The 15,910-nt window shown below is 63.9% G+C and carries 16 protein-coding genes; 11 read left to right on the forward strand and 5 right to left on the reverse strand.

All coding sequences use genetic code 11. The features are described from left to right. Positions 1-1,647 (reverse strand): alkaline phosphatase family protein, encoded by a 1,647-nt coding sequence (locus SPHS8_RS00940; protein ID WP_201513501.1) that lies wholly within the window; start codon positions 1,645-1,647, stop codon positions 1-3. Positions 1,648-1,726: 79 nt separating this feature from the next. On the opposite strand from SPHS8_RS00940, the gene SPHS8_RS00945 reads away from it, so the two are divergent. From SPHS8_RS00945 to SPHS8_RS00980, 8 genes are all read left to right on the forward strand, one after another. Next, entirely contained in the window at positions 1,727-3,748 is a 2,022-nt protein-coding gene (locus tag SPHS8_RS00945) for a protein-disulfide reductase DsbD family protein (protein ID WP_201513502.1), read from the forward strand. Then, on the forward strand, positions 3,748-4,485 hold the full coding sequence (locus SPHS8_RS00950) for a TlyA family RNA methyltransferase (RefSeq protein WP_201513503.1): 738 nt from the start codon (positions 3,748-3,750) through the stop codon (positions 4,483-4,485). Before SPHS8_RS00945 ends, SPHS8_RS00950 begins: the two co-directional genes overlap by 1 nt. 164 nt (positions 4,486-4,649) lie before the next feature. Further along, positions 4,650-5,198 (forward strand): TspO/MBR family protein, encoded by a 549-nt coding sequence (locus tag SPHS8_RS00955; protein ID WP_201513504.1) that lies wholly within the window; start codon positions 4,650-4,652, stop codon positions 5,196-5,198. 46 nt (positions 5,199-5,244) lie between these two features. Next, the gene (locus tag SPHS8_RS00960) at positions 5,245-5,544 is read left to right on the forward strand and encodes an accessory factor UbiK family protein (RefSeq protein ID WP_201513505.1); all 300 of its coding nucleotides are present in this window, start codon (positions 5,245-5,247) and stop codon (positions 5,542-5,544) included. Positions 5,545-5,652: 108 nt separating this feature from the next. Beyond that, on the forward strand, positions 5,653-6,159 hold the full coding sequence (locus SPHS8_RS00965) for a YbjN domain-containing protein (protein WP_201513506.1): 507 nt from the start codon (positions 5,653-5,655) through the stop codon (positions 6,157-6,159). Between the two features lie 9 nt (positions 6,160-6,168). Next, on the forward strand, positions 6,169-6,981 hold the full coding sequence (gene proC / locus SPHS8_RS00970; protein ID WP_201513507.1) for a pyrroline-5-carboxylate reductase: 813 nt from the start codon (positions 6,169-6,171) through the stop codon (positions 6,979-6,981). Positions 6,982-7,052: 71 nt separating this feature from the next. Then, a complete protein-coding gene (locus SPHS8_RS00975; protein ID WP_097091259.1) occupies positions 7,053-7,550 on the forward strand; it encodes an asparaginase domain-containing protein in 498 nt (165 codons plus the stop codon). A gap of 206 nt (positions 7,551-7,756) precedes the next feature. Continuing rightward, positions 7,757-7,987 carry a hypothetical protein gene (locus SPHS8_RS00980; protein WP_201513508.1) on the forward strand — a complete coding sequence of 77 codons (231 nt, stop codon included), beginning with the start codon at positions 7,757-7,759 and terminating at the stop codon, positions 7,985-7,987. 118 nt (positions 7,988-8,105) lie between these two features. Here the strand turns inward: SPHS8_RS00980 and SPHS8_RS00985 are convergent, their stop codons facing one another. The 4 genes from SPHS8_RS00985 to SPHS8_RS01000 form a co-directional block, all read right to left on the reverse strand. Then, positions 8,106-8,633, reverse strand: coding sequence for a CarD family transcriptional regulator (locus SPHS8_RS00985; protein ID WP_097091261.1), 528 nt, complete (start codon positions 8,631-8,633; stop codon positions 8,106-8,108). 323 nt (positions 8,634-8,956) lie between these two features. Then, positions 8,957-9,295, reverse strand: coding sequence for a ferredoxin FdxA (fdxA, locus tag SPHS8_RS00990; RefSeq protein WP_097091262.1), 339 nt, complete (start codon positions 9,293-9,295; stop codon positions 8,957-8,959). A gap of 85 nt (positions 9,296-9,380) precedes the next feature. Further along, on the reverse strand, positions 9,381-9,677 hold the full coding sequence (locus tag SPHS8_RS00995; RefSeq protein ID WP_201513509.1) for an RNA-binding S4 domain-containing protein: 297 nt from the start codon (positions 9,675-9,677) through the stop codon (positions 9,381-9,383). Then, complete coding sequence (locus SPHS8_RS01000) at positions 9,670-12,273, reverse strand: helicase-related protein (RefSeq protein WP_201513510.1); 2,604 nt, start codon at positions 12,271-12,273, stop codon at positions 9,670-9,672. The genes SPHS8_RS00995 and SPHS8_RS01000 overlap by 8 nt, the downstream gene beginning before the upstream one ends. 228 nt (positions 12,274-12,501) lie before the next feature. Between SPHS8_RS01000 and SPHS8_RS01005 the strand changes: the two genes are divergently transcribed. The 3 genes from SPHS8_RS01005 (at position 12,502) to SPHS8_RS01015 (ending at position 15,908) form a co-directional block, all read left to right on the forward strand. Further along, complete coding sequence (locus SPHS8_RS01005; RefSeq protein ID WP_236574907.1) at positions 12,502-14,034, forward strand: M23 family metallopeptidase; 1,533 nt, start codon at positions 12,502-12,504, stop codon at positions 14,032-14,034. Positions 14,035-14,082: 48 nt separating this feature from the next. Next, positions 14,083-14,865 (forward strand): nucleotidyltransferase family protein, encoded by a 783-nt coding sequence (locus SPHS8_RS01010; protein ID WP_201513512.1) that lies wholly within the window; start codon positions 14,083-14,085, stop codon positions 14,863-14,865. A gap of 254 nt (positions 14,866-15,119) precedes the next feature. Beyond that, positions 15,120-15,908 carry a succinate dehydrogenase iron-sulfur subunit gene (locus SPHS8_RS01015; protein WP_097091267.1) on the forward strand — a complete coding sequence of 263 codons (789 nt, stop codon included), beginning with the start codon at positions 15,120-15,122 and terminating at the stop codon, positions 15,906-15,908. Positions 15,909-15,910 lie beyond the last annotated feature (2 nt).

The raw sequence follows: 15,910 nt of genomic DNA on the forward strand, positions 1-15,910 counted from the left end.
TTATCTCCCGGCGCAGCTATCCTCTGGCCCGGCGATCAGGTCCAGGCACCGGCCGTCAATCTCGCTCCGGGGTATGGGTAAGCCGATCAGCGCGGCAAGCGTCGGCATGATGTCCACCGTCTCGACCCCCAACGGCTGTTCGAAGGAGCGCATCCCCTTGCGCCAGAACAGCATAGGGACGCGGCGATCCGTGTCCCAGGGAGAGCCGTGGGTGGCGACGGAGCCGTGCGAGGGGTCGGTGATCGGCGTTATCCGGGGTTTCAGCAGCAACAGAAGGTCGCCCGACCGCTCGGTATTGAAACTGGCGCGCGCCTCCTGAATCAGGCTCCAGCTTTCCGGCGGCCCCGAAGGCGAGGGAGTGGCCGCAAGCTGCGCCTTGGTGAACACGGCTTCCACCTGGGGATGCGCGCGGAGCAGCGCGAGGGTCGCTGCTTCCACCTTGGCGCGCTGGGCAGGCGTCAGCCCAAGGTTGAAATAAAGGTCGCCCGAGGGCCCATCGCCCAGGATAAGCCCCTTTGCCTCCGTTCCGGTGCGAGCGGCCACGGCCTTTGCAAGCGCGCCGGGCAGCAGCGCCGGGTCGACGCGCTGCTCCATCGGCATGGCATTTTGCTGGTGGCGTTCGGGAAGGTCATGGCCGCCATGGTCCGCCGTCAGGACCACCACATAGTCCAGACCCTGCTGATCGAGCCGGTCGAAGAAGGCCCCTAGTTCGCGGTCCAGCCGATCGACCTGGATGCAGCTTTCCGTTCCTTCCGTGCCATAGGCGTGACCGATGACGTCCGTTGCCGAAAGTCCGATGGAGATGATGTCGGTCTGGGGCTGCTTGCCAAGGCCCATCGTCTCGATCGTGGCCGCCGCGAATGCGAGCGTCATCGCGTCCTGTTCAGGCGACGCGCGGAACGCATCATAGCGGCCTGCGGGCCTTTCGAAGCGTCCCGTACCCACCGTGCGATCCGGCGCCACGCGCACCGGAAAGTCCTTCGCGGCGCATTGCGCAGGCAGTTCGAACCCGGCATTGGGCTCAGCCAAACGCTGCTGGAATATCTCATTGACCCGCGCGACCAGCGGCGGCGTGGCGATGCCGGGATAGCTGACATAGCCCTTGGAACTCAGCCACCAGATCTGGTCCGCCTTTGCGCCGCCCATCATGATGGCAGCGCGATCCTTGCCAGCGATGGCGATGTTGCGGGTTGCCGGATTTGCCGCTTTCATGCGCTCGCCCAGCGTGGGCACGCGCAGATGGATGGGGGAGGCGACATAGTTGGAGCTGCTGCTGCCCGCCTGGCTCTCATCCTCCGCGCAATAGATCGTCTTGTCGGCCCGGCCAGCCTTCTGATCGATCCAGCTATTGGCGATGATGCCCGTGCGGGAAGGGCGGCTGCCCGTCAGGATGGTGCTGTGGCCAGGGCAGGTTTCGGTCGCGGCATGGCTTTGATAGCCGCGCGGAAACACTGCGCCCCCACTCAATCGCTTCAGACCGCCCGTGTAATAAGGGCGATATTCGCTGAAGAGATCAGCGGAAAACTGGTCGACGGAGATGGCGATGATCAGGCGGGGCGGCGTGCCGGAACCCGTCGGCGCTGCCGGTTGCGCCAGCACGGGCAGGGGCGCCAGCAGCAGGAGGGTATGAAGCACTTTCCCGAACATCTTTTCCAATCCCTTCTGGCGCCTTGACGGCGCAACCCTGCGGACCTAGCCCGCTGTGATCTACGCGAACAGAGGCCCGATGCGGATTTTCCATGTCCTCTTGATGACGCTGGCGCTCTTTGTCGCGCCGGCCGCCAGCGCCCAGGGCGCATTCGGATCGGGCAGGCCGCACATCGCCCTGCAACTCGTGCCCGAAAGTCCAGCGCCTGCCCCGGGATCGGCGAGCCTGATCGCCTTCGCCATGACGCCCGAAGCGGGCTGGCACGGTTATTGGCAAAATCCGGGCGATGCGGGCTTGGGCATGACGGTGAAATGGTCGTTGCCAAAGGGCGTCAGCGTCGGCCCGCTCCGTTACCCCGTGCCAGAAACCCTGCTGATCTCCGGCCTCATGAACCATGTCTATGAGGGCCCCTATGCGCTGCTTGTGCCGTTACGCATTGCGCCAGAGGTGGCCAAAGGCACGCGACTGCCGATCCGTGGCAAGGCGGAGTGGCTGGCCTGCACTGACAAGATCTGCGTGCCCGAAAGCGCGGACATCGCCCTTGATCTGATCGTAGGCGACGGCACTGTGTCGCCTGCCGTTCAGTCCCGGTTCGATACATGGCGCGCGCGCCTGCCCCGGCCGCTGGGGAGCGAGGCGGCCTATGCTGTTGCCGATGGCAAATTGCTTGTGTCTATTCCCTTTCCCCGGGAAGCCACGGCGGCTGATGTCCATCTTTTCCCGCTGGCGGATGGCGTCGTCCGCTATGCCGCGCCGCAAAAGGTGCAGCGCGAGGGCGACCGGCTGCTGATCGAAACCGAAGCAGGGCAGGGCTTGAAGGAAGGCGCGGTCGAGGCGGTTGTTCGCACCGGCGATCATGTGGGCTTCCTGCTGACCGCGCGGCCGGGCGAGGTCGCCAGGCCAGCTTCCGGCCTGTTGTCCACAGCCATGCTGGCACTGGGCGGCGCGATATTGGGTGGGCTTCTGCTCAACATCATGCCCTGCGTATTCCCGATCCTGGGGTTGAAGGCACTCAAGCTGGCCCGAGCGGGGGGCGACGAAGCGGCGGTTCGGCGGGAAGCGCTTGGCTATGCCGCTGGCGTCATCCTCACCTGCCTGGCGCTCGGGGGCTTGCTGCTCGCGGTGCGGGCGGCAGGCGTCGCGGCGGGCTGGGCATTCCAATTGCAGGACCCGCGCATCATATTGCTGCTGTTGCTGCTGGTCACTGCGGTGGCGTTCAATCTTGCCGGGCTTTTCGAACTCAGCGCCTTTGGCGGCGGCGAGAAGCTGGCGGGCAAGGCTGGCGTTGCCGGTTCTTTCTGGACCGGCGCGCTGGTCGCCTTCGTAGCCACGCCATGCACCGGCCCCTTCATGGGCGTCGCGATGGGCGCGGCGCTGGTGTTGCCGCTGGCGGCGGCGCTCGCGGTTTTCGCTGGGCTCGGGCTTGGGCTCGCTCTCCCCTTCCTGCTGCTTGCTTATGTACCTGCCTTGCGGGAACGCCTGCCACGGCCCGGCCCATGGATGCGTACCTTCCAGAGGATCCTGTCGGTCCCGATGTTCGTGACCGCCTTGGGGCTCGCCTGGCTGCTGGGGCAGCAACGGGGCGTGCTCGCCATGACGATCGGCCTCGGCACGGCGTTGCTGCTGGCGTTGCTGCTCTGGTGGCTTGGAGAGCGCCAACATCATGGCAAGCGTGGAGGCGTTGCCGTCGCAGCCGCAGCGCTGCTGCTGCTAGGGGCGGGTGCTACGGCCTTGCCTGCGCGCGCCGATGGCGTCGCACAGGCGGAGAATGGCAGCGTCGCCTTCGATGAGGCGCGCCTCGCGAGCCTGCGCGCATCGGGCAAGCCTGTGTTCCTCTATTTCACTGCCGATTGGTGTCTGACCTGCAAGGCCAATGAGGCGGCAGCCATCGACCGTTCCGATACGCGGGAGGCCTTCAGAAAGGCAGGCGTAACGGTGATGGTGGGAGACTGGACCAACGCCGACCCCGCAATCACGCGCTTCCTGGAGAAGCAGGGGCGGTCGGGCGTGCCGCTCTACCTCTTTTATGCGCCGGGCCAGCCGGGGCGGACCTTGCCACAACTGCTGACCGTATCCACTTTGACCGGCTTGGTGCGCTGATGGCGAAGGTGCGGGCCGACCAGTTGCTCGTCGATCGTGGCCTGGCGGAGAGCAGGGCCCGTGCACAGGCGCTCATTCTCGCTGGCCTTGTCTTCCTGGGCGACCGGAAGATCGACAAGGCCGGACAACAGGTCGCCGAGGATGCCGCGCTGGAGGTGAAGGGCCGCGATCATCCCTGGGTGTCCCGCGGCGGCATCAAACTCGCCCATGCCATCGAGCATTTCGCGCTGGACGTGAGCGGCATGGTTGCCATTGACGTTGGAAGCTCCACCGGCGGCTTCACCGACGTGCTGCTGACCAACGGAGCGGCGCGCGTCTATGCTGTGGACAGCGGCACGAACCAGCTTGCCTGGAAGCTGAGGTCTGACCCCCGCGTCATCGTGCATGAACAGACGAGCGCCCGCATCCTGACCGCCGACCATATCCCCGAGCCCATCGACATCATCGTATGTGATGCGAGCTTCATCTCGCTCGCCAAGGTGCTGGAAAGGCCACTCGGCTTCGCGCGGCCGGGGGCGCATCTCGTCGCCCTCATTAAGCCGCAATTCGAAGCGGGCCGTGAGGAAGTCGGCAAGGGTGGCGTCGTCCGCGATCCTGCCATTCATGCGCGTGTCTGCCGGGAAGTGCATGACTGGCTGACATCGAACGGATGGAGCGTGCTGGGCGTGACGGCCAGCCCGATTACCGGACCACAGGGCAATGTCGAGTTCCTGATCTGCGCCCAGCGGGAGGGATGACCGGGGGCCGGACGTTTGATTTTGTGACAAATGCTGAAACCCGGCCTTCATTCGCGGGTTGCGGGATGAAGTGTTTCACCGCAAACCATCGCCATACGGCTTGACAGCATTTTCAAGGGATTCGCTGGCGGCCGCGAAAGAGGATGAGTGGAGCTGCGCCGCCGATGAACGAAATCGCGTCCCCGGGTCAACTGCGCCTGGCCTATCTGCGCTGGGCACTTGTCACGGTCCCGGCCATTGTCTTCCTTGGCTTCCTGTCGGGCAAGCTCGCCAACAGCGGCTATGGCAACCGCTGGTTCGACGCGTTGGTGAAGCCAGATTTCATGCCGCCGGGTTGGGCGTTCGGCGTTGCCTGGACCATCCTCTACATTCTGATGGGGCTCGCGCTCGCCATCGTCATCCATGCGCGGGGGGCAAAGGGCAGGGGAGCAGCGATCATCCTTTTCCTGGTGCAGCTCGCACTGAACCTCGTCTGGTCGCCGCTCTTCTTCCGGGCGCATCAGGTCGACAATGCGCTGGCGCTCATCATTGTGCTGTTCGTCGTGGTGGCGGTGACGGCATGGCTTTTCTGGCGCATCCGGCGCCTCGCGGGATTGCTGTTGTTGCCTTATCTGGCGTGGCTGGCCTTTGCCTCGACGCTTAATTATGAGATCGGCCGCTTGAACCCCGGGGCCGAGACCCTTGTCGCACCGGCGCTCAAGACCCAGATATGATTTCGTGACGCGAAGGACGCGTCGGCAAACAAGGACATTTAAGATCATGCAGAGCGAAAACCGCTTTTTCGACGACCTTGCCAAGCTGGTGAACGGCGCTGCGGGAACAGTCGCTGGCATGACCCGCGAGTTTGAAACCAACGCCCGCGAAAAAGCGAAGGAATGGATCGGCGGCATGGATTTCGTGAGCCGCGACGAATTCGATGCGGTGAAGGCGCTGGCTGCCGCCGCCCGTGAAGAGATCGAACTGCTGAAAGCACGGATCGATGCTCTCGAAGGGCGTTCGGCTGAGCCGGTCACGAAAACCGTCCGATCCCCCAAAACCAAGCCGGGCGACGCGGAATAAGCAAGCTTCGCCGCCTGTCCGTTGGATTTGGGCAACGATCGGCTATTTTGATGCGTTTCCCTCAGTCGGTGGTTTCCTTGCCGCCGGGAAATGCTCTATGGCCCACATATGATGGACAGCGACGAATTTGAAAATGGCGGCCAGGAAGCCGCTCCGATCGACATGCTGGCCGCCTATTTCGAAGCGAATGGGTGGAGTTTCGATCAGGTCGGCGAGGATGAGATCGTCGCGAGCACCCAGGGCAGCTGGGCGCAATATGAACTGCGCGGCATCTGGCGCGATGAGGATCAGGTCCTGCAATTGCTGGCGCTGCCCGACATCCGGGTGACGGATGCAAAGCGCGCGTCGATCTACGAAACCCTTGGCCTCATCAACGAACAGCTCTGGCTCGGCCATTTCGAGCTTTGGTCGTCAAGCGGCATCATATTGTTCCGCCACGGTGCCTTGCTGGGTGCCGGCGGCGTGCTGACGCTCGACCAGGCGCAGCTGCTGGTCGAAACGGCCATCGACGAATGCGAACGCTTCTATCCCGTGTTCCAGTTTGTCCTGTGGGGCGGCAAGAGCCCGACCGAGGCGATCTCCGCCAGCCTGATCGAGACGCGCGGCGAAGCCTGAGGATTGTCCATGACGCAAGCTTGGCCCGCGCACCTGTTCATGGTCGGCTGCGGCAATATGGCGGGGCAAATGCTCGCCCGGTGGCTGGCATGCGGCCTTGATCCAGCCCGCGCCACCGTGTTGCGCCCCAGCGGCCGTGCGGTCGCGGATGGGGTGCAAGTGGTGACCGATTACCCCGCCTCGCTCCCGGCACAGGCGATGGTCATGCTGGGTATGAAGCCCTATCAGCTGGATGATGTGGCGGTGTCGCTGGCACCGCTGTGCACGGGGGATACGCGCATCGTTTCTATTCTGGCCGGGACGCCGGTTGCCGACCTGCGGCAACGTTTTCCGGCCGTCCGGGACGTTATCCGGGCGATGCCGAACCTGCCGGTCGCCTTGGGGCAGGGCGTCACCGGACTATATGCCGACCGCGATGTTTCGCCAGCAGCGCGATCCGCAGTGGATGCGATCATAAAGCCATTGGGCGCGGCCGAGTGGATCGAAGAGGAAGGGCAGTTCAACGCGCTGACCGCCCTGTCGGGCTGTGGCCCTGCCTTCTTGTTCCGTTTCATCGACGCCTTCTCGCGCGCGGGAGCAGCCATAGGGCTTTCGGCCGATCAGGCCGCAAGGATGGCGCTCGCTACCGTCCAGGGCTCTGCCAATCTCGCTGCCCAGGCGGAGGAAAGCCCAGCGACATTGGCTGACCGCGTGGCGAGCCCCGGCGGCATGACACGCGAGGGGTTGAACGTCCTCGACGCGGACGACCGGTTGCTCAACCTTCTCATCGATACGCTGGCGGCGGCACGGGACCGGGGCGAGGAAATCGCCCGCGCGCGCTGATCCGCGCTCCCGATGCGAGTTTAAGGCGCCCGGCGTGGCTGTCCGGGCATCTGTGAATATTGGAGTTTGTCATGCTGCCTGCCGATACGCCGATCCTGCTCCTGACCACCGGCGGGACGATCGACAAAATCTATTTCGATGCCTTGTCGGACTATAAGGTCGGCGAAAGCGTGGTCGCCAAACTGCTGCAGATCGGCGGCGTCAAGCGCCCCTTCCGCATAGAAGAGGTGACGCGCAAGGACAGCCTGGAACTGGACGACGCCGACCGGGCGCAGATCCGCGAGCGGATTCTCTCCGCGCCGGAAAGCCATATCGTCATCACCCATGGCACGGATACCATGACGGACACGGCCAGGACGCTTGAGGACATAGCAGGCAAGACGATCGTGCTTGTCGGCGCGCTCGCCCCGGCGCGTTTCGGTGAAAGCGACGCGAGCTTCAACCTGGGCATGGCCTTCGCGACAGCCCAGATTGCCGGGCCCGGCGTCTACATCAGCATGAGCGGATCGGTGTTCCGCGCAGATCAGGTCGTAAAGGACCGGGCAAAAGGCGCCTTCGTCCCGCGATAAGGTGCCCATCCGCGTCAGCGCCATCTCCACATCGACAGGCTCAGCCGAACGGGTTGAATGGTTCCGATCAACACTCTGCCCGAAGATCATTTCTCGCATCTCCGCGTGAAACATCTATCCCGCGACCGTCCCCATATCTGACGCAGGAACCGCCTCCGCCATCGCGCATTATTCGTGCGGGTGGCGTAACGATGAGGAGGAAATTCATGGCCGATTATCAGGAGCGTCCAATGACGACGACTACGGTGATTGAGAAGCGCAGCGGCGGCACGGCGATTGCTGTCCTGCTCCTCGTGGTAGTAGTGGCGATCGCCGCCTTTTTCCTGATCAGCAGCCAGACCCGCAAGGACAGCGCGGTCGAGAGCGCTGCCACGCAAGTCGGTCAAGCCGCGAGTGATGTTGGAAGCGCAGCAAAGGACGCAGCGAACGGCGAATAGGCGGGAACAGCTTGGCCGCGCCGTGCCTAAACTCAGCACCACAAAAAAAAGGGCGCCCCTGTTTGGAGCGCCCTTTCTACATTGCTTCACCTGCCGTCATCGGCTCGGTTAAGGAAATTCAGCCTTCCACCTTGGCATATTTGGGGGCGGCTTCGTTCAGGATGCGCAGGATCTTCTTGAGGGCGCTCGGCTCGTCCGTCTCTTCCATCGCGGCCAATTCGCGAGCAAGACGGCTGGACGCAGCTTCGAAGATCTGGCGTTCGGAATAGCTCTGCTCGGGCTGATCGTCAGCTCGGAACAGGTCGCGCGTCACTTCGGCGATGGAAACCAGATCGCCGGAGTTGATCTTCGCTTCATATTCCTGCGCGCGGCGCGACCACATGGTGCGCTTCACCTTCGGCTTGCCCTTCAGCGTTTCGATCGCTTCTTCCAGGGTCTTGTTCGACGAAAGCTTGCGCATGCCGACGCCTTCGGCCTTGTTCGTCGGCACGCGGAGCGTCATGCGCTCCTTTTCGAACCGGAGCACATACAGCTCCAGCTCCATGCCCGCGATCTGCTCCTTCTGAAGCTCCACCACACGGCCAACGCCATGCTTGGGGTAAACGACATAATCACCAACGTCAAAGGACAGCGCCTTGGCAGCCATTTGAAACCTTTCTAATTCTACCGGAGACGAGCAACCGCCGGGTCACAGAAGCGCGGATGAGGCGCAACCGGGGAATCCACGGCGTCACCGTCAGGACATGAGCAAATACTCCAGGACGGATGCGACCATTTCCGCCTCTTGTCCTTCATTTAGCAGATTCGTAACAAAATTGCCACCCCCAGACGCAAAATCCGGGAGTAGGTGCGAGGGTGAGACGCTAGGGCTAGTAAGTTGCTCTTGCCCAGCCGCCGAATTTTCCGGCCGAATGGCAGGGCGCTCCCTGCCATGAGCGCGTCGATGATTTTATCGACGCCACCCTATGATCAGCTGCCGGAACCGGGCTCGGGAGAGAAGAACTTCTCCAGCTTGTTTTCAATGCCCTTCATTTCATCAGCATCGGCGGGTGCGTCGCCCTTGACGGTGATGTTGGGCCATTCAGCGGAGAATTTGGTGTTCAGTTCCAGCCACTTTTCCAGGCCATTTTCCGTGTCGGGCAAAATGGCTTCGGCCGGGCATTCCGGCTCGCACACGCCGCAATCGATGCACTCGTTCGGATTGATGACCAGCATGTTTTCGCCCTCGTAGAAGCAATCGACGGGGCAGACCTCGACGCAATCCATATATTTGCAGCGGATGCAGTTGTCGGTCACGACATAGGTCATGGATCAGCACTCTAAAGGGGTTTCGACAGCGGCGGCCCTGCTATGCCGCGCGCGCGCGAAGGTCAATGAGGATATTGTTGCGGCCCTAATCGCCTAACTTCAGTTCCTCATAGCAGCTTTGCGCTTCGGGGGCAGGGCCACGGCGGCCGGGGAGCTGGACGACGCGCACCACGCGCACGCCATGATGATGGGGAAAGGTGATGAGGTCGCCCGTCCGCACCGGCGCATGGGCCCGCTCGATGCGGCGGCCGTTCAGCCGGATATGCCCATCCTCTGCCATCTTCTGCGCTAACGACCGGCTTTTGGCGAGCCGCACGAACCACAGGAATTTGTCGATGCGCAGGCTCGGCCCATGATTGCCGGCAGGGGCGCTCTCAGCCATTGCGGCCCAGCAACTCCGCCAGGCCCGCAAAGGCATGATTGCCGTTGGCCGGTGCGGCACTCGCGGCGGCGGGGCGGGGCGATCCACCGCGGGCAGGCGCGGCGCGCCGATTCGGCCCACGCCCCTGCTGCTGGTCGGGTCGAGCCTTCTGCCGTCCGCGGAACGTCCAGTTCGCGCCGCCTTCAGCCGCTGGTTCGATCGGCCGGAACCCGGCAAGGCGCATCAATTGCAGGAAGGAGGCTTCGTTGAGGCCGAGCGACACGATCTGCGGGCTGAGGGCTGTGAAGGCTTCGCCCTTCGCAATCGCCTCATGCGCCGCCCGCGCCATGCGCTCCGCCATGTCGATCCGCAGCATCTGGGTGTCAAAGCCCCTGAAGCCCGCGATACGCGCGCCCATCTGCTCCGCCCTTTCACCTGCCGGGATCAGCGTCAGGCCGGGAAGGGGAAGCGGAAGGCAAGGCTTGGCGATCCGCGCCGCCAGCAATGCCGACCGCCACCGCGCAGCTCCTGGCTTCAAGAGCCCGGGATGATAGATGTCGAGCACGCCGATATCGATGCCCGCGCGGCGCAGCAGGTGGCGCTGGTCCTTGTCGAGATGATTGAGGGCGGCGTCCAGATCCGTCCGCGCCATCACCCCGCCAGCGTCCGCCAATTGGGCGAAGACCGCGCGCACCACCGCAGGGACGGCCGGATCGGCGGCACTGGCGGCCATTTTGACGAGGGGCAGCAGATGCTTTTCCTTCTGCGCCTCCACCCAGGCGGCAAGGCGCGCAAGGACCTGCTTCTGCACATCCTGCCCAAGCGCCAGGAGCCCGCGATCCAGCCGGATTTCCGGCGCCAGCAGCGAGGACCCAGCAAGCAGCGCCGCGACCGCATTACCCTGCCAGCCGATGCCCGGCGCCTGTCCCGGCTCGTCCATCAGCACGAAATCAGTGTCGGGCGCGCCCAGCAATTCGTCAGCCTTCACTCGCAATATCCTTCCAAGACGGCGTTCCGCCGCCGCCAGCAGCATCTTTCTATCCTGATGCCGCGTAGCCGGATCGACCGAGAAACGAAATCCGTCAAGTCGCCCGATCATCTCGCCATCGACGCAGACCGTCCCGTCCTGCTCCACATCGACCGGAAGATTGCTCGCATCCTGCCCCATGTCGCGCAGCAGGACAGAGGTGCGACGATCCACGAAACGCTGGGTCAACGCTGTATGCAGGGCGTCGGAAAGCCGCTCTTCCAGAGCGCGCGTCCGCTCTGCCATCTCGGCGGGATGCGCCAGCCAGTCGGGGCGGTGGGCGATGTAGGACCATGTCCGCGCCGCCGCGATCCGCGCCGACAAGGTATCGATATCGCCCTGAACCGAATCGAGTCGCGCCAGTTGCTGGGCGAACCAGTCCCGTGGAATGTGGCCGCTGCCCTCCGACAGAAAGCGCCAGATCCGGCTCACCGTGCGCGCATGATGGTCCGCCCCAAGCTTCTGGAAGTCGGGAAGGCCGCAAGCGGCCCATAGCCGTTCGACCGCTTTCTTGCCCTGAACCCTTTCGATGACCAGCGGATCGTCCGACAGCCGCCGCAGCACGGCAAGATCGACCGCTTCGGGTGCGGCACGCAGTTCATCCCGGTCAGGCCGCGTCTCCAGTTCCATGATCAGCCGGTTGACGCTGTCCATGCGCGGCTTCCCCTCTCGCCAGAACAGCTGTTCGACGGGCGGGAAATGATGATCCTCGATCGCTTCGATCTCTTCGGGCGTGAACGCCGCGTCGCCATCTTCATGGCCCAGGCTGCCGAAAGTGCCATCCTTGTGATGCCGTCCTGCACGCCCCGCGATCTGCGCCATTTCCGCTATGGTGAGCCGCCGCGTCCGCCGCCCATCGAACTTGCGCAGCGAAGCGAAGGCGACATGGGCTACGTCGAGGTTCAGCCCCATTCCGATCGCATCGGTGGCGACCAGATAATCGACCTCGCCATTCAGGAACATCTGCACCTGCGCGTTGCGCGTGCGCGGGGAGAGCGCGCCCATCACAACGGCTGCGCCCCCGCGAAAGCGGCGCAGCATTTCCGCGACGGCATAGACTTCCTCCGCCGAGAAGGCGACGACCGCCGATCGCTTGGGCAGGCGCGACAATTTCTTCGCCCCGCCATAGGATAATGTCGAAAAGCGCGGGCGACTGATGATCTCCACGTCCGGCACCAGCGCCTTCACGACCCGGCCGATGCTGGCCGAGCCCAGGATCATGGTCTCTTCCCGCCCGCGCGCGCGCAGCAGCCGGTCGGTGAACACATGCCCACGCTCCGGGTCCGATCCGAGTTGCGCCTCGTCCAGCGCCACGAAAGCGAAATCCCCATCGACCGGCATCGATTCAGCGGTGCACAGATAATAGAGCGCGCCGGGCGGGAGTATCTTCTCCTCGCCGGTGATCAGCGCGACCTGATGCGCGCCCTTGATCGCGACCACCCGGTCATAAACTTCGCGCGCTAGCAAACGGAGCGGAAAGCCCATCATGCCGCTGGAATGACCGCACATGCGCTCGACGGCCAGATGCGTCTTGCCGGTATTGGTGGGACCCAGCACGGCTGTGACGGGCGATCGGGCAAATTGAGCCATGATCCTCTCTATGTCGGGGATGAGCGCTGCAAGGGCAAGGGGAAGGCGGTGATTCTCCTCGGAGTGGTGGAGCTTGCGTCACTCAACGGCCGAAGGCCACGTTTCGTCGCGTGAAAAGGGTTAAAAAATCCGTCTTTATTTGACTTTAACCCTATGCGTTCACAACAATGCCCACGAACGCGCGGCGGGGGCCGGGCGAAATTGCAGCCCGTGGGGGGCTTTTCCAAAGTGTTTCACGGCAGTCAATTCAGCCCTCAGCAGGGGGGCGCATCCGCATCCCTCTGGGTGACTGACGCGATCGGCGGGCGTCCCTTCGCGGCTGCCGATAGCCGAGACTGGCGCACCCGCCTGCGCGAATGGGCGGACTATGTCGAGCTGGTTCCCGATCTTGGCCAAAATGTCGGCAGCCGCACCTGGTTCCGCGGCCTTGCCACCTGTTTCGGCCTCTGTGCGTCAGCGCTCTACCTCTCGCCGGGCTTCCAGCCGCTGCCGGGCGCACCGCAACCGCTGCTCGACGCTCCGCAGTTCGAGGAAGTGCGCAGCCAGATGATCACGCCGCTCGCCATGGGCGCGGACAGCGGGCGGCGCATGGGGCCGACCGATGCCGTTCAGCCCCTGCGTGAGACGCCGGAGCGCCCGCAGATCGAATTGCGCGCCCAGATCGGGGGGAGTGACTCGCTCGGCCGCGCCTTGTCACGCGCTGGCGTCAGCAATGCCGACGCCGCGCAAGTGATGGCGCTTGCCAGCGGCGACATTGCCAAGGGGCTAAAGCCGGGTACGCCGCTCGACATCATTCTTGGCCGCCGCGCCAGCCGCGACATGCCCCGCCCGCTGGATCATCTCGCTTTCCGTGCCCGGCTCGACCTCGCGCTCGAAATCAACCGGGTAGGCGGGATGCTTCAGGTAAAGCGCACGCCTATCCATGTCGACAATACGCCCCTGCGCATCCAGGGTGTGATTGGCGACAGCATCTATCAGTCCGCGCGCGCGGCCGGTGCGCCGCCCAAGGCGATCCAGAGCTTCCTGCGCGTTATTGCGCAGCAGGTCGATCTGGGATCGATCCACAGCGGCGACCGCTACGACATCATCACCGAATATCGCCGTGCGGAAACCGGAGACGTCGAAGTAGGCGACCTGTTGTTCGCGGGCCTGCACCGCGCCAGCGGACGTGGCATCGACATGCTGAAATGGACCAGCGATGGCCGCAGCCAGTGGTTCGAAGCGTCGGGCGTCGGCGAACGTCGCGGCGTGCTGTCCGCGCCGGTGCGAGGGCGCATGTCATCCGGCTTCGGCATGCGCCGCCATCCCATCCTTGGCTACACGCGTATGCATGCGGGCATCGACTTCGCCGCCGCCTATGGCTCGCCCATCTATGCGGCCACCGATGGCGTCGTGTCCTATTCGGGCCGGCATGGCGGCCATGGCAATTATGTCCGGCTGGAACATGGCAATGGCCTTGCCACCGGCTATGCGCATCTGAGCCGCATCGCCGCACGCTACGGCCAGCGTGTCCGCCAGGGTCAGGTGATCGGCTATGTCGGCTCCAGCGGCCTTTCGACCGGCCCGCACCTTCATTATGAGCTGTATCGCAGCGGCCGCACGGTGAACCCGCTGTCGGTCAAGTTCACTACCACCGCGCAGCTTGCCGGGCGTGAACTGTCCGCGTTCCGCGAGCGGCTGAGGCAGCTCAAGAGCCTGCGGACGGGAGTCCCCGTCACGGTCGCGCAGAACAAGCCGCAGGCTGCCGCGCCTGCCACATAGAGCAATTAGCCGCTTCCCGTCCCCGGACCGCTTCGCTAACCCGCCTCCATGACCAAGATCACCGCCCTGCTGCTCGCCGGATCGCGTCCCGGTTCCGATCCTCTGGCGCAGGCGGCCGGGGTCGCGGTCAAGCCTCTCGCTCCGGTTAGGGGCGAACCTATGATCAACTATCCCGCCCGCGCGCTGCTCGCGCATCCGTCGGTCGGACAGCTAGTCATTCTCACCCAAACGCCGGAGCTTTACCGCGCTGATCCCGCCACAGCCTGGCTCGACAAGGACCCGCGCGTCCGCTTCGAACAGAGCGGCAGCGGCATAGCATCCACATTGCTCGAACTCCTGGACCGGCCCGATCTCCCCTTTCCGCTGCTCGTTACCACGGCGGACCATGTTCTGCTCGACGGCGATATGCTCGACCAATTCGTTGCGGAGGCGGACGGGGCCGACATCGCGGTGGCGATGGTCGAACGCACGACGCTGCTTGCTCGCTATCCGTCGTCCCGGCGCACCTGGCTCAAGTTCCGCGACGGCTGGTGGTCGGGCGCCAACCTCTTCTGGTTCGGCAGCGTCAAGGCGCGCGCGATCATCTCCCTCTGGCAGGAGGTGGAGCAGGACCGCAAGAAGGGGTGGAAGATCCTCGCCGCATTCGGGCCGATCGCCTTGCTCGGCGCCGTGCTGCGCGTCTCCACATTGCGCGGGGGCATAGCGCGCGTCGGCCGCCGCTTTGATCTCCTCGCCAGACTGGTGCCCATGCGCAAAGCGGAAGCCTGCATCGATGCCGACAAGGCCGAGGATGTCGCCCTCATCGAACAGATATTGGACGGTCGCGGTTAGTTTTAGCGCTATTCGGTCGCGCAACCCTCAATCCCCGTTCGCCCTGAGCCTGTCGAACGGGGCTCCACTTGCCCTCTTCGTAAGAAGAGGGCTTCGACAAGCTCAGCCCGAACGGATGGCGTGATTGAGATTGAGCGCAACCCGTCCAAGCTTTTGCCACTTTGATGGGTAGCAAATGGCTGAACGAGGCGCTAAGGGCCTCATGCGCGCGCCCCCATAATGATTATCGGCGCGGACGGAGGACATCTTAAACCATGGCCGAATTCACCCTGCCCAAGAACAGCAAGATTTCCGGTAAGGGCGTGACCCACAAGGCTCCCGACGGCGCGAGCAACGTCAAGAGCTTCAAGGTCTATCGCTACGATCCCGACTCGGGTCAGAATCCGCGCTATGACACCTTTGAGATCGACCTCGACAATTGCGGTCCGATGGTCCTCGACGCACTGCTGAAGATCAAGAATGAATATGATCCGACGCTGACGTTCCGCCGGTCCTGCCGCGAAGGCATTTGCGGTTCCTGTTCGATGAACATGAACGGCAAGAATGGCCTCGCCTGCACCACCGCGATCGAGGATTGCGCGGGCAAGGAAGTGCGCGTTACGCCGCTGCCGCACATGGACGTGATCAAGGATCTCGTCCCCGATTTCACGCATTTCTATGCGCAATACAGCTCGATCAAGCCGTGGCTGCAAACCGTCACCCCGTCGCCGAGCGGCAAGGAGCGGCTCCAGTCGCCCGCCGACCGTGAAAAGCTCGACGGCCTGTACGAATGCATCCTGTGCGCCTGCTGCTCGACCAGCTGCCCCAGCTATTGGTGGAACTCCGACAAGTTCCTTGGCCCGGCCATCCTGCTTCAGGCCTATCGTTGGCTGGCCGATAGCCGCGACGAATATACCGGCGAGCGTCTGGACGAACTGGAAGATCCCTTCCGCCTCTATCGCTGCCACACCATCATGAACTGCGCGAATGTCTGCCCGAAGGGTCTCAGCCCTGCCAAGGCGATCGCCGAAACCAAGAAGATGATGGTCGAACGGCAGCTTTGATG

This window comes from Sphingobium sp. S6, assembly GCF_905120495.1.
Classification (GTDB): domain Bacteria; phylum Pseudomonadota; class Alphaproteobacteria; order Sphingomonadales; family Sphingomonadaceae; genus Sphingobium; species Sphingobium agri.